The 26,314-nt window shown below is 67.2% G+C and carries 27 protein-coding genes; 23 read left to right on the plus strand and 4 right to left on the minus strand.

Going from position 1 to position 26,314, the window contains the following annotated elements; genetic code table 11:
• Positions 1 to 41 precede the first annotated feature (41 nt).
• Positions 42 to 590, plus strand: a complete 549-nt coding sequence (locus ASE66_RS13675) for a HupE/UreJ family protein (RefSeq protein WP_244494911.1) — start codon at positions 42 to 44, stop codon at positions 588 to 590.
• Positions 591 to 649: 59 nt separating this feature from the next.
• Positions 650 to 1,045: a hypothetical protein gene (locus tag ASE66_RS13680; RefSeq protein ID WP_057190176.1), complete on the plus strand. Its 396-nt coding sequence runs from the start codon at positions 650 to 652 to the stop codon at positions 1,043 to 1,045.
• Positions 1,046 to 1,061: 16 nt separating this feature from the next.
• Here the strand turns inward: ASE66_RS13680 and uxuA are convergent, their stop codons facing one another.
• Both uxuA and ASE66_RS13690 read right to left on the minus strand, forming a co-directional pair.
• Positions 1,062 to 2,258 carry a mannonate dehydratase gene (gene uxuA, locus ASE66_RS13685; RefSeq protein WP_057190177.1) on the minus strand — a complete coding sequence of 399 codons (1,197 nt, stop codon included), beginning with the start codon at positions 2,256 to 2,258 and terminating at the stop codon, positions 1,062 to 1,064.
• A gap of 41 nt (positions 2,259 to 2,299) precedes the next feature.
• Positions 2,300 to 2,995, minus strand: a complete 696-nt coding sequence (locus ASE66_RS13690) for a GntR family transcriptional regulator (RefSeq protein ID WP_057190178.1) — start codon at positions 2,993 to 2,995, stop codon at positions 2,300 to 2,302.
• A gap of 163 nt (positions 2,996 to 3,158) precedes the next feature.
• Between ASE66_RS13690 and ASE66_RS13695 the strand changes: the two genes are divergently transcribed.
• The 8 genes from ASE66_RS13695 to ASE66_RS13730 all read left to right on the plus strand — a co-directional run bounded on the left by ASE66_RS13695 (position 3,159) and on the right by ASE66_RS13730 (position 11,199).
• A complete protein-coding gene (locus ASE66_RS13695; protein WP_057190179.1) occupies positions 3,159 to 4,349 on the plus strand; it encodes an extracellular solute-binding protein in 1,191 nt (396 codons plus the stop codon).
• 104 nt (positions 4,350 to 4,453) lie between these two features.
• Positions 4,454 to 5,527, plus strand: coding sequence for an ABC transporter ATP-binding protein (locus ASE66_RS13700; protein ID WP_057190180.1), 1,074 nt, complete (start codon positions 4,454 to 4,456; stop codon positions 5,525 to 5,527).
• On the plus strand, positions 5,524 to 6,432 hold the full coding sequence (locus tag ASE66_RS13705) for an ABC transporter permease (RefSeq protein ID WP_057190181.1): 909 nt from the start codon (positions 5,524 to 5,526) through the stop codon (positions 6,430 to 6,432). The genes ASE66_RS13700 and ASE66_RS13705 overlap by 4 nt, the downstream gene beginning before the upstream one ends.
• Before the next feature lie 4 nt (positions 6,433 to 6,436).
• Positions 6,437 to 7,267 (plus strand): ABC transporter permease, encoded by an 831-nt coding sequence (locus ASE66_RS13710; RefSeq protein WP_057190182.1) that lies wholly within the window; start codon positions 6,437 to 6,439, stop codon positions 7,265 to 7,267.
• 61 nt (positions 7,268 to 7,328) lie between these two features.
• Positions 7,329 to 8,351, plus strand: a complete 1,023-nt coding sequence (locus ASE66_RS13715) for a DNA topoisomerase IB (RefSeq protein ID WP_057190183.1) — start codon at positions 7,329 to 7,331, stop codon at positions 8,349 to 8,351.
• Positions 8,352 to 8,453: 102 nt separating this feature from the next.
• A complete protein-coding gene (locus ASE66_RS13720; RefSeq protein ID WP_057190184.1) occupies positions 8,454 to 9,599 on the plus strand; it encodes an amidohydrolase in 1,146 nt (381 codons plus the stop codon).
• 53 nt (positions 9,600 to 9,652) lie between these two features.
• Entirely contained in the window at positions 9,653 to 10,414 is a 762-nt protein-coding gene (gene cobF / locus ASE66_RS13725) for a precorrin-6A synthase (deacetylating) (protein WP_057190185.1), read from the plus strand.
• 68 nt (positions 10,415 to 10,482) lie between these two features.
• On the plus strand, positions 10,483 to 11,199 hold the full coding sequence (locus tag ASE66_RS13730) for a GntR family transcriptional regulator (RefSeq protein WP_057190186.1): 717 nt from the start codon (positions 10,483 to 10,485) through the stop codon (positions 11,197 to 11,199).
• On the opposite strand, the gene ASE66_RS13735 is transcribed toward ASE66_RS13730, so the two are convergent.
• On the minus strand, positions 11,190 to 12,527 hold the full coding sequence (locus ASE66_RS13735; RefSeq protein WP_057190187.1) for a PLP-dependent aminotransferase family protein: 1,338 nt from the start codon (positions 12,525 to 12,527) through the stop codon (positions 11,190 to 11,192). The two genes, ASE66_RS13730 and ASE66_RS13735, sit on opposite strands and share 10 nt — an antisense overlap.
• Before the next feature lie 111 nt (positions 12,528 to 12,638).
• Here ASE66_RS13735 and ASE66_RS13740 point away from each other — a divergent pair, with 111 nt between their 5' ends.
• Genes ASE66_RS13740 through ASE66_RS13760 form a run of 5 tightly spaced genes read left to right on the plus strand, consistent with a single transcriptional unit; the run spans position 12,639 to position 17,047 of the window.
• A complete protein-coding gene (locus tag ASE66_RS13740; RefSeq protein WP_320409768.1) occupies positions 12,639 to 13,604 on the plus strand; it encodes a nitrate ABC transporter substrate-binding protein in 966 nt (321 codons plus the stop codon).
• Complete coding sequence (locus ASE66_RS13745; protein ID WP_057190189.1) at positions 13,601 to 14,392, plus strand: deaminated glutathione amidase; 792 nt, start codon at positions 13,601 to 13,603, stop codon at positions 14,390 to 14,392. The genes ASE66_RS13740 and ASE66_RS13745 overlap by 4 nt, the downstream gene beginning before the upstream one ends.
• Positions 14,393 to 14,442: 50 nt before the next feature.
• The gene (locus tag ASE66_RS13750) at positions 14,443 to 15,333 is read left to right on the plus strand and encodes an ABC transporter substrate-binding protein (protein WP_057190386.1); all 891 of its coding nucleotides are present in this window, start codon (positions 14,443 to 14,445) and stop codon (positions 15,331 to 15,333) included.
• Between the two features lie 11 nt (positions 15,334 to 15,344).
• Positions 15,345 to 16,256: an amino acid ABC transporter permease gene (locus ASE66_RS13755; protein WP_057190190.1), complete on the plus strand. Its 912-nt coding sequence runs from the start codon at positions 15,345 to 15,347 to the stop codon at positions 16,254 to 16,256.
• On the plus strand, positions 16,253 to 17,047 hold the full coding sequence (locus ASE66_RS13760; protein ID WP_057190191.1) for an amino acid ABC transporter ATP-binding protein: 795 nt from the start codon (positions 16,253 to 16,255) through the stop codon (positions 17,045 to 17,047). The genes ASE66_RS13755 and ASE66_RS13760 overlap by 4 nt, the downstream gene beginning before the upstream one ends.
• A 27-nt stretch (positions 17,048 to 17,074) precedes the next feature.
• On the opposite strand, the gene ASE66_RS13765 is transcribed toward ASE66_RS13760, so the two are convergent.
• A complete protein-coding gene (locus tag ASE66_RS13765; protein ID WP_057190192.1) occupies positions 17,075 to 17,464 on the minus strand; it encodes an iron chaperone in 390 nt (129 codons plus the stop codon).
• Positions 17,465 to 17,687: 223 nt separating this feature from the next.
• Between ASE66_RS13765 and ASE66_RS13770 the strand changes: the two genes are divergently transcribed.
• The 8 genes from ASE66_RS13770 (at position 17,688) to ASE66_RS13805 (ending at position 26,269) form a co-directional block, all read left to right on the plus strand.
• Positions 17,688 to 18,074 (plus strand): DoxX family protein, encoded by a 387-nt coding sequence (locus ASE66_RS13770; RefSeq protein WP_057190193.1) that lies wholly within the window; start codon positions 17,688 to 17,690, stop codon positions 18,072 to 18,074.
• Positions 18,075 to 18,249: 175 nt separating this feature from the next.
• Positions 18,250 to 18,747 carry a tripartite tricarboxylate transporter TctB family protein gene (locus tag ASE66_RS13775; protein ID WP_057190194.1) on the plus strand — a complete coding sequence of 166 codons (498 nt, stop codon included), beginning with the start codon at positions 18,250 to 18,252 and terminating at the stop codon, positions 18,745 to 18,747.
• Positions 18,744 to 20,246, plus strand: a complete 1,503-nt coding sequence (locus ASE66_RS13780) for a tripartite tricarboxylate transporter permease (protein ID WP_057190195.1) — start codon at positions 18,744 to 18,746, stop codon at positions 20,244 to 20,246. Before ASE66_RS13775 ends, ASE66_RS13780 begins: the two co-directional genes overlap by 4 nt.
• A gap of 26 nt (positions 20,247 to 20,272) precedes the next feature.
• Positions 20,273 to 21,256 (plus strand): Bug family tripartite tricarboxylate transporter substrate binding protein, encoded by a 984-nt coding sequence (locus ASE66_RS13785; protein WP_057190196.1) that lies wholly within the window; start codon positions 20,273 to 20,275, stop codon positions 21,254 to 21,256.
• 50 nt (positions 21,257 to 21,306) lie between these two features.
• Positions 21,307 to 22,290: a Bug family tripartite tricarboxylate transporter substrate binding protein gene (locus ASE66_RS13790; protein ID WP_057190197.1), complete on the plus strand. Its 984-nt coding sequence runs from the start codon at positions 21,307 to 21,309 to the stop codon at positions 22,288 to 22,290.
• Positions 22,291 to 22,375: 85 nt separating this feature from the next.
• Positions 22,376 to 23,374 carry a tRNA dihydrouridine(20/20a) synthase DusA gene (gene dusA, locus ASE66_RS13795; protein ID WP_082613425.1) on the plus strand — a complete coding sequence of 333 codons (999 nt, stop codon included), beginning with the start codon at positions 22,376 to 22,378 and terminating at the stop codon, positions 23,372 to 23,374.
• Between the two features lie 6 nt (positions 23,375 to 23,380).
• The gene (locus tag ASE66_RS13800; protein ID WP_200964593.1) at positions 23,381 to 23,833 is read left to right on the plus strand and encodes a PaaI family thioesterase; all 453 of its coding nucleotides are present in this window, start codon (positions 23,381 to 23,383) and stop codon (positions 23,831 to 23,833) included.
• A 231-nt stretch (positions 23,834 to 24,064) separates the two neighbouring features.
• Positions 24,065 to 26,269, plus strand: coding sequence for a hypothetical protein (locus tag ASE66_RS13805; RefSeq protein WP_156412151.1), 2,205 nt, complete (start codon positions 24,065 to 24,067; stop codon positions 26,267 to 26,269).
• The last annotated feature ends 45 nt before the right edge of the window (positions 26,270 to 26,314 follow it).

A 26,314-nucleotide genomic window follows, 5' to 3' on the forward strand; every position in this document is an offset into this window, starting at 1 on the left:
GTGGCTTCATGATGACGACGCGCGTAACCGGACCTCTTGCCATGCTGCTGACCCTCGTATCGGCCCCGGCCTTCGCCCATACCGGCGCCGGGCCGGTCGATGGCTTCCTCCACGGCCTGATGCATCCACTGAGCGGCCTCGATCATGTACTGGCCATGGTGGCGGTCGGCCTCTGGGCCGGGCTGGTCGGCGGCAAGGCGCGGATCGCCTATCCCGCTGCCTTCGTCGGCATGATGGCGCTGGCGGGTGCCTGGGGCATGTCCGGCGGCGAACTGCCTGGCGTCGAGATCGGGATCGCCTTCTCGGTGATCATCCTGGGCGCCGCGGTCGCGCTGAAGGCCTCGCCGCCGCTCGCCGCGGGCACGCTCGCCTGCGGCATCCTCGCTATCTTCCACGGCTTCGCCCATGGCGCCGAACTGCCCGAGAACGCCAGCGGGCTTGCCTATGCTGCGGGCTTCATCCTCGCGACGGCGACGCTCCACCTCGTCGGCATCGTGCTGGCAGGGACGATTGCCGCCCGCGCTCCGCTCATTGCCCGCATCGCTGGCGGCGGGCTCGTGCTTGCAGGCGTCGCGCTCCTCGCCGGCTGAGGCCGGCGTCTTTGCCATGTCATAGTGGGGTTTCAGCCTGCGGATAGACGGAGAGATCGATGGCGCGCTGGTCGGACGCGATGAAGCTCTCGGACTATAAGGAATACGAGACCTATCTGCTGGTCCCGGGCGTCTACGAGATCGGCTACATCCAGCGCGAGACCTTCTATCCGAAATATATCGGCAAGGCGCCGGTGACGCTCTACCAGCGCATCCGCACCTATGGCCGGGATCTCGGGCGCAGCTCCCACAACCGCTTCATCCGCGAGCTGGTCGAGGTCAACTATCACCGCCTCTGGTTTCACGTCATCCGCGTCAGCCGCCCCGGCCGGGCGGCGCTGCGCGAGGCTCTGCTGATGAACCGGTTGAGCATCGGCGAGGGCGGCCTCTACGAATGGAACTGCCGCTATGAATACGCGCCGCTGACCGAGGCGGGGTATGTGTTGGGGCGATAGCCCTGTCCTGCTCCCCTCAGCTCGCATACCCCTTGACGCTCGCGAGCGCCGTCATGACCCCGCGCAGCTCCGCCAGCCCGCGCAGGCGGCCGACCGCCGGATAGCCCGGGAAGGAGCCCTTCTTGGCGTCGTCGAGCAATTCATGGCCGTGGTCGGGCCGCATCGGGATGCGCCAGTGCTTCAAGCCGGCGGCCTTGCGGCGGGTCTGCTCGGCCATCAGCGCGTCGACGAGGGCGACCATGTCGGTATCGCCGCCTAGGTGCTCGGCTTCCATGAACGAGCCGTCGGGGTCCTTGGCGACATTGCGCAGATGCGCGAACCAGATCTTGTCGGCGAAGCGCCGCGCGATGGCCGGCACGTCGTTCTTCGGATTGGCGCCGAGCGAGCCGGAGCAGAGGGTGAGCCCGTTCGCGGGGCTGTCGACCGCGCCGAGGATGAAGGCGATGTCATCCTCGTTCGAGCAGATGCGCGGCAGGCCGAAGAGCGATCGCGGCGGATCGTCCGGATGGATGCACATGCGGATGCCGACCTCTTCGGCGGTCGGGATCACCGCCTCGAGGAAGCGCTTGAGATTGGCGCGCAGGCCGTCATGGCTCATGTCGGCATAGCGCGCGAGGATGCGCTTCAGTCCCGCCACGTCATAGCGATCATAGGCGCCGGGCAGGCCGGCCATGATGTTGGCCATCAGCCTGGCGCGATCCGCCTCCGACGAGCGCTCGAACCAGGCCTTGGCCTTCTCCATCACCTCGGCCGGGTGGCCCTCATCGGCGCCGGGCCGCTCCAGCATGAAATGGTCGACGACGACATACTCATGCAGGTTGAAGCGAAGCGCAGTGCCGCCGCCGGGGAGGGGCTGGGCGAGGTCGGTGCGGGTCCAATCCAGCACCGGCATGAAGTTGTAGCAGACCACCTCGATGCCGCAGGCCGCGAGGTTGCGCAGTGACTGGCGGTAGTTGGCGAAGATGGTGTCGAGGTCGCCTTCGCCTATCTTGACGTCCTCGTGGATCGGCAGGCTCTCGACCACCGACCAGCGCAGGCCGAGGCTCTTGTCGGCCTCGATGATCGCCTTGCGCGTCTCGATCTCCTCGACGCTCCAGACCACGCCATAGGGAATCTGATGGAGCGCGTTGACGATGCCGCGCGCGCCCGCCTGCCGGGCCTGGGCGAGCGTCACCACATCGTCCGGGCCGAACCAGCGCCAGGTCTGTTCCATCGTCGCGTTTCCTCGTAGGCGGGCCGTCAGTTGCGGCCTTGTCAGGCAGGTTTGTTGAGGCCGCCAGTCGCGGCAAAGGCGTCGACATGGTCGCGCGCGATCGTCTCGATGGCGTCAAAGACGGTGCGCAGATGCGCCCGCATGGTGCGCTCGGCCTTGGCCGCGTCGCCGGCGCTGACCGCTTCCGCGATCCCACGGTGCTCGCTCAGGATCATCTCCGACCAGCCGCCAGTATCGAGCGACAGGCAGCGTACCCGGTCGAGCTGGGCCTTGACGCTCTCGATCAGGTTCCAGACCGACGGATGGCCCGAAAGCCGCGCCAGCTCGGCATGGAATTCCTCGTCGCCGCGGAAGAAACCGGCGCGATCACCCGCGGCGAGCGCCTGTTCCTGCTGCTGGATGAGGGCGGCGAGGGCAGTTTTACCGGCGTCGTCGATGTTCTGCGCCGCCAGAACGACCGTGCGGCATTCCAGCGTCTCGCGCACGAACTGGCTGTCATAGACCGCGGCGAGGTCGATCGGCGCGATGAAGGTGCCGACCTGCGGCACCACGACGAGGAAGCCGTCCTCGACCAGCCGCTTGAACGATTCCCGGACCGGCGTGCGGCTGACCCCGAACTGCAGCGCCATGCGCGCTTCCGAGATCGCCTCGCCCGGACGCAGTACCGCGTTCAGCACGTCGCCGCGCAGCGCCCGGTAGATCTGGTCGGTGCTTTGTCTCGCCGCGGCGATGCCCATTGCCAAGCTCTTGTTCACTAGTATACTAGGATACCGGCCCTAGCGGAGGCGTCAACTCCGAAAGCCGTAGTTTCAATAAGCGCCGGTGCTAAAAGTGCCGCAAGAGCAGCTTTTTCACAGGCTGGGGAAACAGCAGGCGGCAAAGCCGCCGGGAGGGGAGATCATGGCTCAGGACACTATCCATCGTCGGACATTCCTCGGCGGCGTCGCTGGCATGGCCGGTATTGCGGCCGCGCCCGGCGCCTTCGCGCAAGGGCTCAAGCTGCCGACCTCGCCGGTCACGCTCAGCATCATCGACGTCGGCGGCGCGCTCGCTCTGGTGCAGGCGCCGCTGGAGAACTACGCCAAGGCGAACCCCAAGGTCGTCTCGCGGATGGCCTTCACCAAGGCTCCCGCCCCTGAGTTGCCGGCCAAGCTGAAGGCGCAGCAGGACGCCGGCCGCGTCGATATCGATTTTGTCATCGGCGGCCTCGATGTGCTCTCGGCCGGCATCGACCAGAAGCTCTGGGTCGAATTGCTGCCGCGCTTCGCAGCCGATCTGCCCAAGCCCGACGAGGTCTTCCTCAAGCCTGCGCTCGCCATGCACAATCTCGGGCGCGGCCAGGGAATGGCGATGGTCTATTACCCGTCCGGGCCGCTGCTCGAATACATGCCCGACAAGGTCAAGACCCCGCCGACCACGGCGCAGGAGCTGCTCGACTGGACGAAGCAGAACAAGAACCGCTTCCTCTATGCCCGCCCGGCCAATTCCGGCCCCGGCCGCACCTTCATCATGGGGCTGCCCTATATCCTCGGCGATAGCGATCCCAAGGATCCGGCCAAGGGCTGGGACAAGACCTGGGCCTATCTCAAGGCCCTGGGCGAGAATATCGAATACTACCCCGGCGGCACCGGCGCGACGATGAAGGAGCTCGGCGACGGCTCGCGCGACATCATCGTCAGCACCACGGGCTGGGACATCAACCCGCGTGTCCTCGGCGTCGTGCCGAAGGAGGCGAAGATCCAGGCGCTGAAGGGCTTCCACTGGGTCACGGACGCCCAGTACATGATGATCCCCAAGGGCGTCTCCGACGAGAAGCTCGCCGTGCTGCTCGACCTGATCCGCCACATGCTGACCCCCGAGCAGCAGGCCTACACCTATGACGAGGGCTACTTCTATCCGGGCCCGGCGGTGAAGGATGTGCCGCTCTCGATGGCGCCGGCCGCCAGCCGCAAGGCGATCGAGGAATACGGCCGGCCGGAATACGACAAGCTGATCGCCGACAACCCCATGGAAACCCCGCTCGACCCCGAGAAGATGGTCGTCGCCTTCCGCATGTGGGACGAGCAGGTCGGCGGCGCCAAGCGCAAGTAAGCCTGCCGTATAATCTCGAAGCAGGCCGGTCCTTGACCGGCCTGCCGCCTTGCTGTCGCCTGTCGGCGGCCGACCGCCCATCCGTTCGAACTCGATGGTCCTTCATGTCGATACATGCCGCGAATTTCCGTGAACTCAGGCTCGACCGGCTCTGCCGCGATTTCGGCACGCACAACGCCGTCAAGGACGTCTCGCTGACGATCAAGCAGGGCGAGTTCATCGCCTTGCTCGGCCCGTCCGGCTGCGGCAAGTCGACGACGCTGAACCTGATCGCCGGCCTCCTGCCGGCGACCGGCGGCGGCATCTGGCTCGACGAGAAGCGCATCGATCCGCTCCGCCCGGAGGAGCGCGGCTTCGGCATGGTCTTCCAGAGCTATGCGCTCTTCCCGCATATGACCGTGCGCAAGAATATCGGCTTCGGCCTCAAGATGCGCGGCATGGCCAAGGCGGAAAGCGAGCGACGCGTTGCGGAAGCCGTCGCGCTGGTCCGCCTGCAGGGCCAGGAGGCGAAGCTGCCCGGCCAGCTCTCGGGCGGCCAGCAGCAGCGCGTCGCCATCGCCCGCGCCATCGCGGTGCAGCCGCCTCTGGTGCTGATGGATGAGCCGCTCTCCAATCTCGACGCCAAATTGCGCCTCGAGATGCGCGCCGAGATCAGGCGCATCCACAACACGCTCGGCGCCACCACCATCTACGTCACCCACGACCAGGAGGAGGCGCTCTCGCTCGCCGACCGCATCGTCGTGATGCGCGACGGCGAGATCCGCCAGGTCGGCGGCCCCGAGGATCTGTTCTCGCGGCCCGACCATCTCGACGTCGCCGAATTCATGGGCTTCCGCAACAAAGTCGCCGGCCGCGTCGCCTCGGTTGCCGACGGGCAGGCGACGGTCACCTGCGGCGAGGTCGGCGTCACCGGGCGCACGAGGTCGCAGGTCGCGGCCGGGCAGGGCGCCCATATCTCGATCCGCCCCGAGGACCTGCATCCTGTGGCGGACGGCGCTCCGGGGCTTAAGGCCAAGGTCGTCTCGACCGAGTTCCACGGCCGCGAATTCGTCGGCTTTGCCCGCATGGCGGACGACACGCCGCTGACCTTCCTGGCCGATAGCCGCATCGCGCCCGGCACCGAGATCCGCCTCGCCGCCGCTCCTGATCGCGTCCTCGTCTTCGGAGAGGGCGCATGAGCACCCTGTCTGGCGCGGCGCCCGGCACCGTCGAGATTCCGCTCAAGCAGCGCCTCGCCGCGCGCGGGCTCGACGGGCTGACCCTGCTCGTCTTGCCCGCGGTGATCTTCCTGCTGGCGCTGTTCATCTACCCGTTCTTTTACGGGCTCTTCCTGTCCTTCAATCCGAAGGCCGGCGGGGCGCTGGCGAACTACCAGCGCTTCTTCTCGGATTCCTTCCTCTACGGCACGATCGCGACCACGCTCTGGCTCGCCATGCCGGTGACCATCCTGACTCTGCTGCTGGCGATCCCTATCGCCTTCCGCGTCCGGCTGATGAAGAACCAGCGCCTGCTCACCACCATCCTGGTGATTCCGATCACGCTCGGCACCGTGCTCGTCGCCGAAGGGCTCTTGAACTATCTCGGCCCGCAGGGCTGGTTCAACCGCACGCTGATGGCGATCGGCCTGATCTCGAGCCCGGTGAAGCTCCTGCATAATTACTGGGGCGTGATGCTCTCGCTGGTCATCACCGGCTTCCCCTTCACCTTCCTCTTGACGCTGTCCTATCTCACCGGCGTCGATCCGGCGCTGGAGCAGGCCGGCGCAACGCTCGGCGCCGGACCCTGGGAGCGCTTCAAGCACATCCTCCTGCCGCTGCTGCTGCCCGGCCTCGCCATCACCTTCTGCCTCAGCTTCGTCCAGGCCTTCTCGGTCTTTCCCTCGGCGGTGCTGTTAGGGGCGCCAGCGGGCCCGACGCGCGTGATCTCGATCGCCGCCTACCAGGCCGCCTTCGAGGAATACGACTACTCGATGGCCTCGGCCGTCGCGATGATCATGGGCATGGTCCAGCTCGCCATCGTCGTCGCGGTGCTCGGCCTGCGCGGCATGCTCTATCGCGGCCCGGCCGGCGGCGGGAAGGGCTGATCCGATGGTCAAGGACACCCGCCTTTCCACCAAGCTCTGGGCCGCGGCCAACTGGACGCTGATCGGCTTTTTCATCGTCAACCTGTTCGGCATGATCGCGGCGGTGGTGACGAGCTCGTTCTCGACGCGCTGGCTGCGCTCCTGGCTGCCGGATGGCTGGACGACGCGCTGGTACGGCGCCGCCTGGAGCGAGTTCCAGCTCGGCGACGTGCTGACGGTCACCTTCCAGATCGTCTTCCTCGTGGTCTTCCTGTCGGGGCTGATCGGCGTGCCCGCCGCCTATGCGCTGGCGCGGCGCGACTTCCCCGGCAAGAAGCTGGTGATGCTGCTCTTCCTGCTGCCGCTGCTGGTGCCGCCGATCACCTTCGGCATCCCGCTCGCGACGGTGCTCTATCGCACCGGGCTCGCCGGCTCGATGTCGGGCGTGGTGCTCGCCAATCTCGTGCCGACGGTGCCCTTCGTCATCCTGGTGATGATCCCGTTCATCGAGCAGATCGACACCAAGATCGAGGCGGCGGCGCGCGTCTTCGGCGCCAACACCTTCAAGCTCTTCGTCTACGTGCTGCTGCCGCTGCTGATGCCCGGCATCCTCGCTGCGCTGCTGCTGGTGCTGGTCCGCACGATCGCGATGTTCGAGCTGACCTTCCTCACCGCCGGTCCGACCAGCCAGACCCTGGTCGTCGCGCTCTACTATGCCGTCTTCGCCGCCGGCGTCCGCGCCGTGCAGTCGATCGACGCCATGGCGGTGATCTACATGGTGACGACGCTGATCTGGCTCATCATCGCGCTGCGCTTCGTCAACCCGACGCAGATCGTGGCGCGGGCGAAGCGGTAGGCCGGAACAACCCGCGGCCTCCCGCATTCCTCCGCAGCCGGTCGAGCTGCGGAGGCGCTGAATGGTCACCAAGAGCAAGGGAAGCGCCGCGGCGAGCACAGGCCGCCTGCGCCGCGTCAGCGTCGACGACCTCACCATCCGCCGCGTCCGTGTCGGCCGCAATTTCGGCTATCGCGACGCCGAAGGCGGCAAGATCACCGACGAGGAGACGCTGGCGCGCATCCGCTCGCTGGCGATCCCTCCGGCCTATGAGGATGTGCTGATCGCCAGCGATCCGCGCGCCCATCTCCAGGCGATCGGCCGCGACGACGCCGGCCGCATCCAGCATCGCTATCATCCCGATTGGGAGAAGGTGCGCGAGCGCCGCAAGCTGAAGCGTCTTGCCCAGCTGATCGACGCCCTGCCGAAGCTGCGCCAGCGTATCGCCACGGACCTGAAGGATCGCACGCTCTCGCGCGACAAGGCACTCGCCTGCGCCGCCGCGGTCATCGATCGCTGCCATATCCGCGTCGGCAACGAGGTCTATGCCCGCACCAATGGCAGCCATGGCGCCTCGACCCTGCTGAAGCGCCATGTCACCGTCACCGGCCGGCAGGTCGCGCTCGCCTTCCGCGGCAAGAGCGGCAAGGACATCGCCTGCGGGCGCGATGATGCTCCGCTCGCGCGAGCGCTGACGCGATTGAAGACATTGCCCGGCAAGCGCCTGTTCCAGTACCGGGCCGAGGACGGCCTGGTCGTGGCGATCGATGCGGCTGACATCAACGCTTACATGAAGGAGGCGACCGGCCTGCCGATATCGAGCAAGGACCTGCGTATGCTCGCCGCCAATGCCGCTGCCGCCGAGCTCCTGCTTTCGACCGAGATCGCCGCCAGCGAGCGCGGCCGCAAGCGCCAGCTCGCCGACATCATGCGCGCCATCGCCGAGCGGCTGGTCAACACGCCGGCCGTGGTGCGCAAGAGCTATGTCCACGCCATCGTCGTCGACGCCTATGCCAGCGGCCGCCTCAGCCGCGCCTATCGCAAGGCGCGCGGTCGCGGCGGCTGCTCACGCATCGAGCGGGCGCTGGGCTTGCTGGCGGCGTGAGCAGGATGCATGGCCGCCTGCCAGTGCCGGGCGGCGACGGGGGTTGAACCCGACGGGCGCGCTGGCCAAGCTCGGACCAAATCATCCGAGGAAGCGCCAGGCATGTTTCTCACCAATTCCGACATGGTCGAGCTGATCGAGCTGCGTCATGCCCTCCACCGCGCGCCGGAGATCTCAGGCGAGGAGCGCGAGACGGCCAAGGCAATCGTCGGCTTCCTCGCGCCGAGCGCGCCCGACCGCATCGTCACCGATCTCGGCGGTCATGGCGTCGCTGCGATCTATGAAGGCACCGAAGCCGGCCCGACCGTGCTGATCCGGTGCGAGCTCGATGCACTGCCGATCGAGGATCTCTCCGGTGTGCCGCATAGCTCGCAGGTGCCGGGCAAGGGCCACCTTTGCGGCCATGACGGCCATATGGCCACCGTCGCGGCGCTGTCGCGCGGGCTCGGCCGGCAGCGGCCGGAGCGCGGGCGCGCCATCCTGCTGTTCCAGCCGGCCGAAGAAACCGGTGCCGGTGCCGCAGCCGTGATCGCTGATCCCAGGTTCAAGGAGATCGCGCCCGACTTCTCCTTCTCGCTGCACAACAAGCCCGGCCTGCCGCTGGGCGGTGTCCGGATTTCGGAAGGTCCCGCCAACTGCGCCTCGCGTGGGTTGAAGGTGGTGCTGACCGGCCACACCTCGCATGCCGCCACGCCAGAGCACGCGATATCGCCGATGAAGGCGCTCGCCCGCCTGATGCCGGAGCTGACTGCGCTCGGCCAGGGTGGCGCGCTCGAGGGCAATTACCGTCTCGTCACGGTGACCCATGCCAGCATGGGCGAGCCGGCCTTCGGCATTACCCCTGGTCGCGCTGAACTCTGGGCGACGCTGCGCACGCTGAACGATGCGTTGATGGGCTCGCTCTGCGCCGAAGCCGAGGCGCTTGTGCGCGAAGCCGCCTCGGCCGGCGGGCTCTCCGTGACGATGGATTACCATGACGTCTTCCATCACTGCGAGAATGATCCCGAGGCGGTGGCGCATCTGCGCCGCGCCTGCGACGAGGAGGGCATTGCGCGTGGCGAGACGCCGCCGCAGCGCGGCTCCGAGGATTTCGGCCTGTTCGGCCGCTCCTCGAAATCGGCGATGTTCCTGCTCGGCTCCGGCGAAGATACGCCGCCACTGCACAATCCCGACTACGACTTCCCCGATGCATTGATCGCGCCCGGCGCCCGCGTCTTCATGCGCACGATCAGGAACCTGCTGGGTTAGCGGTCGCATACTCCTGCGTGCTATGCGGCGCCTCTAATGGAACAGGGGTGCCCATGCGCAGGATCAGGATCATCGGCATCGGCGCCGGCAACCCCGAGCACATGACGATCCAGGCGATCAAGGCGCTCAACACCGCCGATATCGTCTTCGTGCCAGACAAGGGCGCCGAGAAATCTGCCTTGCGCGAACTGCGCGAGGAAATCTGCCGGCGCTATATCGAGCGCGACGGCTGGCGCACCGTGCCGCTCACCGTGCCCAAGCGTGCCGCTGCGGGCGACGATTATCGCGGGAGTGTCGACGACTGGCATGCGGTGCTCGCCGAAAGCTATGAGCGGCTGTTCCGCGACGAGCTCAGCGAAGACCAGACCGGCGCGCTCCTCGTCTGGGGTGATCCGTCGCTCTACGACAGCACGCTGCGCATCATCGAGGCCGTGCGCGCCCGTGGGCTGGCCTTCGACTACGACGTCATCCCCGGCATCACCAGCGTCCAGGTACTGGCAGCGGCACATCGCCTCGTGCTCAACCGGATCGGCGAGCCCGTCACCATCACGACCGGCCGCAAGCTCGCCGAAGGCGGCTTTCGCGACGATGCCGGCAGTACCGTGGTGATGCTCGATGGCGAGCAGGCCTTCGCGAAGATCGATCCCGCCAACCTCGAGATCTGGTGGGGCGCCTATCTCGGCGCGCCGCAGGAGATCCTGGCTTCCGGCCCGCTAGCCGGGGTCTCGGATGAGATCGCCCGCAGGCGCGAAGCGGCCCGCGCCGAAAACGGCTGGATCATGGATACTTATCTGCTCAGGCGGGGCGAGGGCTGACCAGCGGAGTTTGCCGTTAGGCCACCATACCGGTATCATCTCTGCCGGCTGGCCGAGGAGTTTAACTCATGGACATCTCGCTCCGGCTGCGTGATCCGATTGCACCGCAGCTCGTCGCGGCCCTCCGCCAGGCGATCATCGCCAGCGAACTTCGCCCCGGAGAAGCGCTTTCGGAGAAGGAGATTGCCGGCCGCTTCGGCGTCAGCCGCCAGCCGGTGCGCGAGGCCTTCATCAAGCTCTCGGAAGCCGGGCTGGTACAGATCCTGCCGAGCCGCGGCACCTATGTGATGAAGATCTCGATGCGCGAGGTCGCCAATGCCCGCTTCGTGCGCGAGGCGGTCGAATGCGCCCTGGCACGGGCGGCGAGCCGATTGATCGATCCTGGCGGCGTTGCCCGCTTGCGCCGCCTGATCGCCGAGCAAGCCGCTGCTGCCGAGCGCAGCGACTATTCCGATTTCACCGTGCTGGACGAGGCCTTCCATCAGGCTATCGCCGAGATCGTCGATTGCGACTATGCCGGCAAGGTGGTCGAGAGCGCCCGCGCCCAGACCGACAGGGTGCGTTTTCTGTCGCTGCCAGGTACCTCGCCGATCCCGCTGCTGATCACCCAGCACAACGCCATCGTCGATGCGCTCGAGACCGGCGATTCCGACATGGCCGCGACCGCGATGCGCATCCATCTCCGCGAAATCCTGAATGCACTGCCGCGTATCGCCGCCGAGCATCCGGACCTGTTCGAGGACGAGGAGCTGCCGGCCCATACGAGGGTGCCGCGTCAGCGCTGATCGCCTCGCTGCGCCGCCTTGATCAGTGCGTCGGCGACGCGGTCATAGTCCTGCGCCAGGATCGCGGTCGCGACCCGGACATGCTCGGTCGGCCGCGCCGCGCATTTGCTGCCGGGCAGCACCGCGATGCCATGTGCGGCCAGCGTCACCAGCGCGAACTGCTCGGACTCCACAGGCACCCAGATGCACAGCCCGTCGCTCTCCGGCATTGCGAGCCCTCGTTCAGCCAGGCAGTTGACCAGCGCCCACCGGCGTTCGGCGTAGATCGCACGGGCCTGCGCCACCTGCCGGCCGGTCTCGGCATCGGTCAGAAGCCAGGCAGTCGCGGCCTGCAGCAGCCGGCTGGTCCAGCCCGAGGAGAAGCTGCGATAGGACTGGATCTGCCGGATCACCATGGCTGGTGCCGACAGCACGGCGATCCGAAGGTCCGGACCGAGCGATTTCGAGAACGAGCGGATATGCACAACCCGCTCCGGCATCGTCGCGCCCAGGCTGATCGGCGGGTGGATCGAGACGTCGCCGATGCCGTCATCCTCGATCACCAGTGTGTCGCTTCCAGCGAGCGCCTGGCCGAGTTCGGCAAGCCGCGAGGCGCTGACGTTTTGGCCGGTGACCGAATGGGTGCGAGGCTGGAAGATGAAGGCGGACGGCCGCCGCTGCAGCGCAGCCGCGAGTTCGCCGGGCAGGGGGCCTTCGGCGTCGCGGGCGACCGGCAGGATCTCGGCGCCGAGGTCCTCGATGATATCGAGCAGCCGCATCGCCGTCGGGTCCTCGATTGCGACGCAGGAGCCGGGAAGTACGGTCGCGTGCAGTACCGAATAGACCGCGTTGTAGCCGCCATTGATGGCGAGGAAGGCGTCCGGCCGGTAGGGCCAGTCCGGCGCTACTGCCTCGCGCAGCGCCGGCAGGATCGGCGTGCGCTCATAGCTGTTGAGGTTCTCGGCCGTTGCCGCCTGGGCCAGCGCCTCGCGCAATGGCGGCAGCAGCGCCGCATCCGGGACCGCGAGCGAGAGGTCGAGCGCGTCCGGCCCGAAATCGGCGACGCTCGCCATCCGTGTCGGCCTCGGCGTCGCATTGTCGCCGCTGACCCAGGCGCCGCCGCGTCCGCGGCCCGAGACGATCTTCTGCCGCTTCAGTTCACTCCAGGCTTCCGAGACCGTGCCGGGGCTGACGCCGAGCCGATAGGCGAGGTCGCGCACGGTCGGCAGCCGCGTGCCGACCGGCAGCAGCCCGGAGCGGATCATCTGGCTCAGGTCGAGCGCGATGCCGCGTGCGGTGTGCTGCGTCAGGCGGCTCGCCAGCCAGGAGGCGTCGGGGTGGTCGGTCATCGAATCAAAAATGAATGTTCAGGAACGTAATAGCGATTGATCAGGTTAAATGAACATTTAATCTCGGCGCTGTCCAAGGTTTATCTGCAGCGAGGCGATGGCTTGAAACCTGTGATCCGGCTGGCCCTGCGCGACTGGGACTTCATCACGCCGCTGCTGCTCGGCGATCTCGCTTCCGACCGCTTCGAGCTGAAGATCGAGCGCCTTGCGTCGCTGCCCGATGATTTCGCCAGCGATCCGCGCTTCGATGCCAGCGAGATCTCGTTCAGCCGCTACACCACCGGTCGCGCCCGCGGCGAGGCCGGCGTCGTCGGCATTCCGCACTTCATCATGCGCGGCTTCCGCCATCGCTGCGTCGTAACGGCCGCCGACAGCAAACTAACATCCTTCGAGGAGCTGCGCGGCACGCGCATCGGCATCGCCGGCTGGCAGGATTCGGGCAACACCTGGACTCGTGCCGCTATGGCGGATGCCGGTCTTGGCATCGACGACGCCTTCTGGGCCGTCAGCCGCCTCGCCGCCGATCACCCGATCGTCGATCGGGTCGGGCGCTATGCGCAGCTCGGCCGGATCGAGGCCTTGCCGGGCCAGCCGCCCTTGCTCGATTTGCTCGCCGCCGGCGAGATCGCCGCCGTGCTGATGCCGTTCATGCCGAAGGGGTTCTTTGCGAAGGGCTCGCGCTTCCGGGCGTTGCTGCCGGACGTCCGCAGTGCCGAGCGCGGCTATTTCACCAAGGTCGGCTTCGTGCCCGGCATGCACATCATTGGTATCAAGCCCGAGCTCGCCGCCCGCGAACCCTGGCTGCCGCAGGCGCTCAGCGACCTTCTGGACGAAAGTGGGCGCGTCTGGCTGGAGAGGCGCCGCCGCTATGCCGACACCACGCCCTGGCTGATCGACGAGCTGGTGCGCAGCGGGCATGATCTGCCCGAAAACTGGAATGAGAGCGGGCTCGCCGCGAACCGGACGATGATCGCCGCGTTCATCGAGCAGCTGCGCATTCAGAACCTCGCCGACACCGATCTGACGCCGGAGACCCTGTTCCCGGCCACCCCTGCGCTGGAAGGAGCCCATCGATGAAAGCCGCGCTCGGACAATTCGCCGTCAGCCGCGAATGGCAGGAGAACCTCGCCACCTCCACCCGCCTGATGGGGGAGGCCAAGGCCGCCGGCGCCGATTTGCTGTTGCTGCCGGAAGGCATCCTGGCGCGCGACATCACCGACCCCGACATCGTGCTGAAGACGGCGCAGCCGCTCGACGGCCCGTTCATGCAGGGCGTGCTCGATGCCAGCAAGGGTTCAGCGCTGACCACCCTGTTCTGCATCCATGTGCCGAACGGCAAGGGCCGCGTCTTCAACATCCACGTCGCGGTCCGCGACGGCGCGATCGTTGCGGCCTATCGCAAGCTCCATCTGTACGACGCCTTCTCGGCGCTGGAATCGACCAATGTCGAGCCGGGCACCGAAGTGCCGCCGCTGCTCGAGATCGCGGGCCTGAAATGCGGGCTGATGACCTGCTACGATGTCCGCTTCCCCGAGCTGGCCCGGCGCCTCGCGCTCGATGGCGCCGACGTGCTGCTGCTGCCGGCCGCCTGGGTGCGTGGCCTCGGCAAGGAGGCGCATTGGGATGTGCTCGTCACCGCCCGCGCGCTGGAGAACACCTGCTACGTCATCGCCACCGGCGAATGCGGCCCGCGCAATATCGGCGCGAGCATGGTGGTCGACCCGCTCGGGGTCGCCGTCGCCCGCGCAGGCGAGGCTCCGGCGCTGATCTATGCCGAGATCGACCCGGCCCGCATCGCCGCGGCACGTGCGGCGCTGCCGGTCCTGGTCAACCGCCGCTTCGCTGGTCCCGAGCTCGCCGCCTAAGAGCGGGCCGCCATTCACCGACAACGATAAAAGGGGACGTCGCCATGAACATGATCGTGAAATTCGCCGGAGCCGCCGCACTGGCCGCTGTAATTCTGCAGGGGCCAGCCTTCGCCCAGGACGCCAGCATCAAGATTCCCGAGCAGAAGGTCGACGAGGCCCTGCGCGCCAAGCTGCCGGAGACGATCCGCACGGCCGGCAAGATGATCTCGGTCAATAACGGCTCCTTCCCACCCTACGAGATCGTCACCGACGCCAACAAGCTGACCGGGGCCAGCGCCGACCTCTCAGAGGCCGTCGGCCAGCTGCTCGGCGTCAAGATCGATCATGCCACGGTGAGCGGGCTTGCGGCGGCGCTGAGCGGCATCGCTGCTGGCCGCTTCCAGTTCGCCATGGGTCCGATCGGCGACTTCAAGTCGCGCCAGGAAGCCAACGATTTTGTCGACTATGTCCGCGAATTCGTGATTTTCGCCGTGCAGAAGGGCAACCCGAAGGCGATCGGCAGCCTCGACGACACTTGCGGCAGGAAGATCGCGGTGATGTCGGCGGGCTCCGCCGAGAAGGTGATCAAGGCCCAGGCCGAGAAATGCGCGGCCGAGGGCAAGCCGGCGCTGGAGGTCATGTCCTTCACCGACCAGCCGACCTCGATCCTCTCCGTCCGCTCGAAGCGCTCCGACGCCTTTTTCTCCTCGCAGGCGCCGCTCACTTATTTCGTCCAGCAGGCCAAGGGCGATCTCGAACTCGCCGCGATCGGCAAGGCCAATGGCTTCCAGGACCTGTTCCAGGGCGCGGTGGTGCCGAAGGGCTCGCCGCTCGGCGAAGTCCTGCTCGCCAGCATCAAGGCGCTGAAGGCGAACGGCACCTATGAGGCGATCTTCAAGAAATGGGGGCTCGACAACAACATGATCGGCGAGCCCGGCATCAACCTCTCGAAGAACTGAGCGGGCACGACATGAGCAGCTCGGCTGAGCCGATGCATGACCGGCAGGCGACGTTGCGCGACGTCGCCAATGCCCACCGCCCGGTCGAATGGGGGCGCTGGCTGACCTGGGCCTTCGTGCTCGCGGTCGCCGCCAATTTTGCCTGGATCGTCGCCTGGAACCCGAATTTCGGCTGGCCGGTCGTGGCGCAATGGTTCACGGCGGAATCGATCCTGCGCGGACTCTATGTCACGCTTGGGCTCACCGTGGTGGCGATGGTGATCGGCGTCATCATCGGCCTGCTGCTGGCGATCGCCCGGCTCTCGGACGACCGGCTGTTCAGCGGCCTTGCCGGCCTCTTCATCTGGTTCTTCCGTGGCACGCCGCTGCTGGTCCAGCTGATCTTCTGGTACAATCTCTCGACGCTCTTCCCGGAGATCTCGATATCGATCCCGTTCGGGCCGACGCTGATCAGCTGGCACACCAACGACCTGATCACGCCGATGACGGCGGCGATCGCCGGCCTCTCGCTCAACGAAGCTGCCTACATGGCCGAGATCATCCGTGGCGGCCTGCTCTCGGTCGACAAGGGCCAGTCCGAGGCGAGCGATGCCTTCGGCATGACGCGGGCGAGGGCGCTGTGGCGGGTGATCATTCCCCAGGCGATGCGCTCGATCGTGCCACCGACCGGGAACCAGCTGATCTCCATGATCAAGGCGACGTCGCTGGTCAGCGTCATCGCCATGGCCGATCTGCTCTATTCGGTGCAGGCGGTTTACAACCGCACCTTCGAAGTCGTCCCGATGCTGATGGTCGCGGTGATCTGGTATCTCGTCATCACCACCGTCCTGAACATCGGCCAGGGCTTCATCGAGCGTTACTATGCCCGTGGCGAGCGCGGCGCGAGCGAACCCATGCCCATCATCGCGGAGGCGACGCCATGAGCCGGATCGCGACTGACGCCGCGCCGCTGGTCAGCGCCCGCAACGTCCACAAATCCTTCGGCAGCAACGAGGTGCTGAAGGGAATCGATCTCGATGTCATGCCGGGCGAGGTCGTCGTCGTGCTCGGGCCCTCCGGCTCCGGCAAATCGACCTTCCTGCGCTGCATCAATCATCTCGAAGCCATCCACCGCGGCTCGATCATGGTCGCCGGCGAGCAGATCGGCTACCGGCTGAACGGCGAGCGGCTGATCAAGCTCTCGCCGCGGGCGATCGCGGCGCAGCGCCGCCAGATCGGCATGGTCTTCCAGCAGTTCAACCTCTTCCCGCACATGACGGCGCTGGAGAACATCATCGAGGCGCCGGTCGGCGTCCATGGTCGTTCTCGCAAGGAAGCGACCGATTATGCCATGGAGCTGCTCGGCCGCATCGGCCTGACCGAGAAGGCCAACGCCTATCCGCGTCAGCTCTCCGGCGGCCAGCAGCAGCGCGTCGCCATCGCACGCGCGCTGGCGATCCGGCCGAAGCTGATGCTGTTCGACGAGCCGACCTCGGCGCTCGATCCCGAGCTCGTCGGCGAGGTGCTGGCAACGATGCGCGATCTCGCCGGCCAGGGCCTGACCATGATCGTCGTCACCCATGAGATCGGCTTTGCCCGCGAGGCGGCCGACCGCGTCGTCTTCATGGATGGCGGCCTCGTGGTCGAGCAGGGGAGGCCGGAAGAAGTGCTGGCCAATCCGAGCCACCCGCGCACGCGCCTCTTCCTCAGCCGCTTCATCCGCGAAGCGGCCTGACGCGATCGACGGTCACCGCTGTGACCGTCACGCCTTTCCGCGCTTCTTGCCGGCCTGTTCGAGATTGTAGCGTGCATGAAGGGCCGCCATTGTCTCGATCAGCCTGATCGGCAGCAGCTCCTTCTTCGGCAGCTTCAGGGCCGACTTCGTCTTGGCGTAGCGCGCGAGCTCGTCCTTGAACGCCTCGAACGACGGGATCGGCGGCGGGCAGGAGAGCGAGTAGTGGTCCTTGTGGGCCGAGACATAGAAGATCCAGCCGCCATTGTGGCGAAAGGCGGGGATCTGGTAGCTGATCACGCCCTCGGCCTCCGGAACGGCTCGCTTGATGGCGTCGCATATGGCTCGCACGCCGGCCTTGTTCTCCTCGCTCAGGCTGGCGAGGTAGTCGTCGATCGTCTTGAACTCGGTCAGGGCCATCGAATCGTCCTCGATTGCTGCGCTTCCGCCGCGATTCCTGGCTTGCCGCTCACTTCGTCCAGCAATCCATGGCGATAGTGGCGATCCGATCGAGCTTCGCACGACCGGCCCTGTCACGTGTCAGTAAGAAGTCCATGTTCGGCGAGGGCAGACTGCAGGATCGTTCCTGTCATGCAACGGCGAGCGGTGAGGTTTGCTGGCACCGGGAACGAGGGAGACGCACATGAATACCAACGCCGCGCTTTGGACGGGCCGCGTCCTGACGGGGCTCTTAGCCCTCTTCATGTTGGGCGCATCGATCTCGCCCAAACTGCTGCGCATGCCGGTTGCCGAGGAGACGATGGCGCAACTCGGCTGGCCGGCCGGCTATGCCTTCATGATCGGCCTGATCGAACTGGCCTGCCTCGCGCTCTACCTCATTCCCCGCACCGCCCTGCTGGGTGCGGTTCTGATGATGGGGCTGCTGGGCGGTGCAATGGCGACGCAGGTTCGGGCCGGGAGCCCGCTCTTCAGCCATGTGCTCTTCAGCCTCTATCTCGGCCTCTTCATGTGGGGCGGCCTGTGGCTCCGCGACCAGCGGTTGCGAGCCCTTTTCCCGATCATGCGGTAGCTGCTGGACGCAGCGTCCCTCAAGGACCGATGAAGCGAGAGGCGCAAGCGGCCTCTCCTTCGAAGCGGTCTCGGCAGATTGACAATGTTTTGCATATAAGACAGATATTCATATACAAATGAAAATGCGGCGCCCGGCCCTGATCCGAAGGCGCCCGTCGCATCGGGGAGGAGCGATGGACCCGCTCAACGACAGCAAGGGCAGGGCCGCCGTGGCGCCGTCCGAGCCGGCGCCGGCCTCGGGCGCCAACGACATCCTGCTCGGCCTGCTCTTCGCCGCGATCGGGGCGTTCGCCCTCTATGTCGGCCGCAACTATGTGTTCGGCACGACGCAGCGCATGGGGCCGGGCTTCCTGCCGCGCATTGTGGCAGGGGCCCTCTTCCTGCTCGGGATCACCTTGATGATCCGCGGCATGTTTGCCCGCGGCTGGGCGCCGCCGGCCATCGTCTGGCGCCCGATCGTCCTGATCTGCCTCGCGGTGATCGTGTTCTCCTCGACCATCGATCGGCTCGGCCTCTTCGTCGCCAGCCTCCTGACCGTGGGCATCGGAGCCTGCGCGGCGCAGGAGATCCGCTGGAAGGAGCTGCCGTTCGTCGCGCTCGGCCTCGCGGTCTTCTGCACGATCCTGTTCGGCTATGCGCTGAAGATCTCGATGCCGGTGTGGCCGCAATGAGCGACATCGTCCAATCGCTGGCGCTCGGCTTCAGCGTCGCCGCCTCGCTGAGCAATCTCTGGTACTGCTTTCTCGGCGCGCTGATCGGCACGCTGATCGGCGTCCTGCCCGGCATCGGCCCGATCGCAACCATGGCGATGCTGCTGCCGCTGACCTATTACCTGCAGCCGACCGAAGCTTTGATCATGCTCGCCGGCATCTATTATGGCGCGCAGTATGGCGGCTCGACCACCGCTGTGCTGATGCGCCTGCCGGGCGAATCCTCCTCCGTCGTCACCTGCCTCGACGGCTATGCCATGGCGCGCAAGGGCCGTGCCGGCACCGCGCTCGCGACCGCGGCGCTCGCCTCCTTCTTCGCCGGCACGGTGGTGACGCTGCTGATCGCGATCGCCAGCCCGGCGTTGACCGAGCTTGCGCAGAAATTCGGCCCGGCCGAGTATTTCTCGCTGATGGCGCTCGGCCTCGTCGCCGCCGTGGTCTTCGCGCAAGGCTCGCCGTTGCGCGCGGTCGGCGCGATCTTCCTTGGCCTGTTGCTCGGCCTGATCGGCGCCGACGTCAACACCGGCTTCGACCGCTTCACGTTCGACCGGCCGGAGCTGCGCGACGGCATCGGCGTCGTCGTCGTCTCGATGGGCCTCTTCGGCATCGCCGAGATCATGCTCAATCTGTCCAACGGGCCGGAAGGGCAGGGCGAGCGCACCAAGCTGTCGCGGCTATGGCTGACCAAGGAGGATTTCCGCGCCGCCTGGCCAGCGACCTTGCGCGGCACCGGGCTCGGTGCGCTGCTCGGCATCCTGCCCGGCGGCGGCGCCATGCTCGGCTCCTTCGCCTCCTATGCGGTCGAGAAGCGGATTTCGAGCACGCCGGAACGCTTCGGCGAAGGCGCGATCGAAGGCGTCGCCGGGCCGGAAGCGGCCAACAATGCCGGCGCGCAATCCTCCTTCATCCCGATGCTGGCGCTCGGCATCCCCGGCAATTCGGTGATGGCGATGATGGCCGGCGCCATGCTGATCCACGGCATCGCACCGAGCCCCAATCTCGCCTCGACGCAGCCACAGCTGTTCTGGGGACTGATCGTCAGCATGTGGTTCGGCAACCTGATGCTGCTCGTGATCAACCTGCCGCTGATCGGCGTGTGGGTGAAGCTGCTCGCCGCGCCCTACCGCATGCTGTTTCCGGCGATCTTGCTGTTCTGCTGCATCGGCATCTACACGGTGAACAACAGCGCCTTCGAGGTCGGTCTCGTCGCCTTGTTCGGCCTGCTCGGCGTGGTGCTGGCCAAGCTCGACTGCCCGCTGGCGCCGCTGGTGCTCGCCTTCATCCTCGGCCCGATGATGGAGGAGAACCTGCGCCGCGCCATGTTGCTCTCGCGCGGCGACCCCGCGATCTTCCTGTCGCGGCCGATCAGCCTCGGATTGCTGATTGCCTGCGCCCTGGTCGTCGCGCTGCTGCTCATGCCGAATTTCCGGCGGGCGCGAGAAGCGGCCACCGAAGCCTGACATCTGATCGAAAAGGGAGGACGACGATGATGACACCCAGCAGGCGCCGCGCCCTCGGCCTCATCGCCGCCGCCGCTCTCATGGCCCTGCCGCAGGTCGTGATGGCGCAGGCTTACCCGACCAAGCCGGTGAAGATCATCGTGCCCTTCGCCGCCGGCGGGCGCGCCGATGCGCTGGCGCGCATGCTCGCGCAAGGCCTGCAGGAACAGATGGGCCAGCCCTTCGTCGTTGAGAACCGCGGCGGCGCCAGCGGCAGCCTCGGCTCCGACCTCGTGGCGAAGGCGCCTCCCGACGGCTACACGCTGCTGCTCGCCTCGACCGGCACGCACGCCATCCTGCCGAAGATCACCACCAAGCTGCCCTATGATTCCGACCGGGACTTCACCCCGATCGCGCTGATGGTCGAGAGCTACAGCTTCATCGGCGTGCATCCCGGCGTGAAGGCGAGCAATCTGAAGGAGTTCGTCGACCTCGCCCGCGCCAAGCCGGGCGAGTTCAACTACGCCAGCTCGGGCGTCGGCACCTACAACCACTTCGCCGGCGAGTTCTTCAACATCGCTGCCGGCTCCAAGATCACCCACATCGCCTATCGCGGCAGCGGCCCCTCGGTGAACGATCTCGTCGCCGGCCATGTCCAGATGATGATCGGCGGCGAGTTCATCGAGGTCGCGCAGGCCGGCAAGGTCCGCATTCTGGCGACGACCAACCCGCAGCGCTGGCCGGGCCTGCCGGATGTCCCGACCATGAAGGAGGCCGGCCTTGCCGAATTCTCGGCGCCGCCGCTCTGGTTCGGCCTGCTCGGGCCGGGCGGCATGCCGCGCGAGCTGGTCGAGAAGCTCAACCAGGCCGCCAACAGGGCGATGAGCGATCCCAAGACCGTCGAGCGCGTCAAGGCGGCGGCGAGCATCGTGCGCACCGAAAGCGCCGACGCCTTCGGCAGTCTGATCAAGACCGAACAGAAGGCCTTCGGCGACGTCGCCCGGCAGACCAACATGAAGTTCGAAGAATGACCGAGCGGGCGAGCTGCACCGGGGACTCGGCGACAAAGGGGAGGAAGGCGATGTTCAAGGGACAACTCACGCGCCGCATGGCGATGCTGCTCGCCGCGGCGGCAGTGCTCGGTGCGGGTGCAATCGAGGCCGCGGCACAGGCCTATCCGACGAAGCCGGTCAAGATCATCGTGCCGTTTGCGCCGGGTGGCCGTGTCGAGGGCATCGCCCGCCTGCTCGCCAACAGCATGAGCATCGACCTCGGTCAGCCCTTCGTCGTCGAGAGCCGTGCCGGCGCCGGCGGCGCGATCGGCTCAGACTTCGTCGCGAAGGCGGCGCCAGATGGCTACACGCTGCTGCTCGTCTCGGCCGGCACCCATGCCATCCTGCCGAATGTCGACAAGAAGCTGCCCTACGACTCGGTGAAGGACTTCACCGCGATCGCCAATCTCGTCGAAGGCTTCACCTTCCTCGGCGCGCACCCATCCGTCGAGGCGAAGACGGTCGCCGAACTCGTGGCGCTGGCGAAAGCCAAGCCCGGGACGATCGGTTTCGCCAGCTCCGGCGTCGGCACCTACGGCCATTTCGCCGGCGAGTTGCTGAAGATCTCGTCCGGCGCCGATCTGCTGCACGTTCCCTATCGCGGCAGCGGCCCGGCGCTGAACGACATCGCCGCCGGCCATGTCCCGCTGATGATGGCGGGCGAGCTGGTCGAGCTTGCCAAGGCCGGCAAGGTCCGCATCCTGGCGACGACCAATGAGCGGCGCTGGTTCGAGCTGCCCGATGTCCCGACGATGAAGGAAAGCGGCTTCCCGCAATTCACCGCGCATTCCTGGATCGGGCTCGCCGGGCCGGCCGGCCTGAATCCCGAGATCGTCGCGAAGCTCAACGCTGCCGCGGGCAAGGCGCTGGCCGATCCGAAGGCCCAGGACCAGCTCAAGACGCTCGGCGTCCTGCCGAATTTCTCGAGCGCCGCCGACTTCGCCGCGCGCATCGCTGCCGACCGCGCCGTCTATGCCGAGATCGTCGCGAAGGCGAACCTCACATTCCAGTAGGAGGCCGGCGCACTATATCGAGGGCGGGAAATCTGCTAGGGCGCTCGGCTCGCCGGCGGGTTTCCGGCAACGCCAGACGATAGAGATGACCGCAGTAGAATACCGCTTTTCAGTGGCGCCTATGATGGATTGGACCGACCGGCATTGCCGGATCGTCCATCGCCTGATGTCGCGCCGCGCCCGGCTCTATACCGAGATGGTGACGGCGCAGGCGGTGGTGCGCGGCGATCGGCAGCGGCTGATCGGCTTCGACGATGTCGAGCATCCGATTGCGCTCCAGCTCGGTGGCAACGATCCGGCGCTGCTTGCCGAGGCCGCGAAGATCGGCGCCGATTTCGGCTATGACGAGATCAACCTGAACTGCGGCTGCCCCTCCGACCGCGTCCAGGGCGGGGCTTTCGGCGCCTGCCTGATGCGCGAGCCGGCGCTCGTCGGCGATTGCGTCGCGGCGATGAAGGCGGCGGTCGCCATCCCCGTCACGGTGAAGTGCCGCATCGGCGTCGACGAGCAGGATCCGGAAGCGGCGCTCGATGCGCTGACCGTCGCCGTGCGCGCGGCCGGTGTCGATGCACTCGTCGTCCATGCCCGCAAGGCCTGGCTCCAGGGGCTTTCGCCCAAGGAGAACCGCGAGATCCCGCCACTCGACTATGAGCGCGCCTATCGCCTGAAACGCGCCAATCCCGAGCTGATCGTTTCGCTCAACGGCGGCATCCGAGCTCCCGGCGAATGGCTGCCGCATCTCGCCCATGTCGACGGCGTCATGCTCGGCCGCGAGGCCTACCAGAACCCCGAAGTGCTGCTCGCGGTCGATCCGCTGCTCTTCGGCGAGGACGCGCCACTCCCGGACGCGTTCGACATGTTAAAAGCGCTTGAGCCTTACATCGCTGCCCATATCGAGCGGGGCGGGCGCCTGCACGCCTTTACCCGCCATCTCGTCGGCCTCTTCCCGGGCCGGCGCGGCTCCCGCCTGTTCCGCCGCCATCTCTCCGAGCATTGCGTCGCGGCGAGTGCGGGCCTCGCCGAGCTGCGCGCCGCGATCGCTCATGTCGAGCGTGAAGCGCCGCCCGCGATCGCCGCAGAGTAAATGCCGATGGCTGACCTGACGACCGATCCTGCTCTGATCGCCCGGATCGAGGCGAGCTTCGCCAGGCAGGCGATGATGACGACGCTCGGCGCGCGGCTCGTGAGGGTCGCGCCGGGCGAGGTCGAGATCGCCATGCCGGCTTCGGCACATCTCTCCCAGCAGCACGGCTTCGTCCATGCCGGCGCGGTCGCGACCATCGCCGACAGCGCCGCCGGCTATGCCGGCCTCACCACCATGCCGGCCGGTAGCGGCATCCTCACCGCCGAGTTCAAGATCAACCTGCTGGCGCCCGCGACCGGCGACGAGCTGATCGCCAAGGGCAGGGTGGTCAAGGCTGGCCGCACCCTGACGCTCGCCATGGCCGAGGTCTTCGCCCTGACCGACGGCAAGGCGAAGCTCTGCGCCATGCTGACGGCGACCCTGATGGCGATCACCGCGCGCGAGGGCGTCAGCGACTAGGGCGCAAAGGCTACGAGCGGGCGGCTTGGACGGAGTACCCCACTCGGGCAATCTTCTGCCCCTATGCTCGTCTTCTGGTCTTTCCAGATCTGAGGTCAGTTCGGTCGAGACGAGAGCCAGCTCTCGCAGGAATCTCGCGGCGGACAGCTCCGTTGGCGTCGGCCGTAGCGAACTCGCAAAGGGCCTGGGCCACCGGTCACGCCATGCCGCCGGCCAAGAGGCGTCAGCTACATGCGCGACGCGATCGAAAACACATCGGGAGATGGGAAAGTCGTCACCGTCAAGGATGATGCGAGCTTGACCATCGATACCGTTCACTGGACGGGGCCGTGGGTCGCAGGAAAGCCGCCCGCCCAGCCCGAACGTGCCCAAGCGCCCGACGCCCGAAAGCCATCTCCAACGAAATCTGACGGAGCAGGCGGATCCTCTCGGGTCGGACCAGTGCCGCGCCGGCGCCGTTTCATTCCGTTGGCGAGCGGCGTCGCGGCGGCGGTCCTGCTTCTGCTCGTGCCCCGGGGTGCGGACCGGCCGGGGCCGGGTCAGATCGGCGAGCCTGCAAAGGGAGCCTTGTCACCGAGCCAGGCCACAGCGGTCACCACCGCGACGTTGCTGCCAAGCAATCCGGAGCCGGAAGCCCGGGGATCGCCGAACCGAGAACAGGCCGAAGCGGTGGCGCGTGAGCTGGTCGAAGCCCGGAGAAACATCGCGAGCCTGGATCTGCAATTCCGGGCCGAAACCGCCAGGAACGAACAGGCATTGCGCCAGGAGCAGGCCAAGGCGGCCGCCGACGCGCAGGACGCCGCAACGGCGCGTCAGGAACTGGTCGTAGCCGTCGCGCAGCACCGTCAGGCGCTCGACGGCGAGCGGGCGCAGCGCGTCGCGCTGGCGGATCAGCTTTCGGCGTCGCAGCGCGATTTGCAGACGCAGGCGGCGCAACTGCGAAGTGCAAACGACGACTTAGAGCAGCTCAAGCAACTCGCGACAGCAACGAGTTCCCAGTCGCTCGAGCAGGAGCGGCAGAAAGCTACTGCTCTGGCACAGGAGTTGGCGGCCGCGCGGCAGGACCTCGGCTCGCTCGCCGCCCAGCATCGCCAGACGCTCGACCAGGAACGCGCGCAGCGCGCCACGCTGGCAGCCGAGCTGTCGGCCGCGCAGCGCGAGCTTGCTACACAGACCGCGCAGCTGCGAAAGGCGAGCGACGAGGCAGGCCAGCTCAGGCAGGCGGAGGCCGCCAGGACCGCGCAATCACTGGAGCAGGAACGTCAGAAGGCGGCCGCTCTCACGCAGGAAGCCGCAGTCGCGCGGCAGGAGCTGACCGCGAGCGTCGCGCAACATCGTCAAGCGCTCGACCGGGAAGGCGCGCAGCGTGCTGCACTGGCAGCCGAGCTGTCGGCAGCGCAACGCGAGCTTGCTTCGCAGGCCGCGCAGTTGCGGAAGGCGAGCGACGAGGCAGGCCAGCTCAGGCAGGCGGAGCCCGCCAGGACCGCGCAATCACTGGAGGAGGAACGGCAGAAGGCAGCCGCTCTCGCACAGGCCACAGCCGCGCGGCAAGCGCTGACTGCGAACGCGGCGCAACATCGTCAGGCCCTTGATGAGGAACGCGCCCAGCGTGCCGCGCTGACGTCGGAGCTGGCAGCTGCGCGGCGTGATGTCGAGGCGCAGGTGGCGCAGTTGCGCAAATTGAGCGACGAGGCCGGGCAGCTCAGGCAGGCGGAGGCCGCGAAAGCCACGCAATTGCTGGAGCAAGAGCAGCAGAAGGCGGCGGCGCTCGCGCAGGCCGCAGCCGCGAGACAAGGGCAGGCCGCCAGCGCCGCGCAATATCGTCAGGCGCTCGACCAGGAGCGCGCACAGCGTGTCGCCCTGGCGACCGAACACTCGGCCGTGCAACGCCAGAGCGAGGCTCAGGCGGTGCAACTGCATGAGGCGCGCAACGAAGCGGGCCAGCTCAGGCAGGCGAGCGAGACCATGATTGCGGACCTGCGTCAGTCCCTCCAGCAGGAGCGCGACCGCACTGCGGCCGCGGCACAGGAACTGGTGTCGCTACGCCCCGCGATCGTGAGGCCTGAGGCAGCCAGCGAGATTCACAAGGCTCCGCAGGCAGTCGCGGCCGTCGCGCCGGTGCAGCCGGCGGCGGCAGAGGCGCGGAGCAGCCAGGAGGCGATGCGGCTGATCGCGCGGGCCAGCGCGCTGCTCGGTCAGGGCGACATCGGTTCCGCCCGGATCGTGCTCGAACGCGCAGCCGAAACGGGCAGTGCGCGGGCGAGCTTCATGCTCGCGGAGACCTATGATCCCCGCATCCTGTCCACCTGGAAGACCTATGGCACGCGCGGCGAAGTGGCGAGAGCGCGCGAGCTTTATGCAAGGGCACAGGCGGGTGGCATTCCCGAAGCAAAGGATCGTGCCGAGGCGCTGCTGCGGGCGGCACCCGACGGGTAATGGGAGAGCAGGTGATGAACACGGTTTGGGGACGGTGCCTGCTCT

Origin of the sequence: Allobosea sp. Root483D1 (assembly GCF_001429505.1) — a bacterium.
Taxonomy (GTDB): domain Bacteria; phylum Pseudomonadota; class Alphaproteobacteria; order Rhizobiales; family Beijerinckiaceae; genus Allobosea.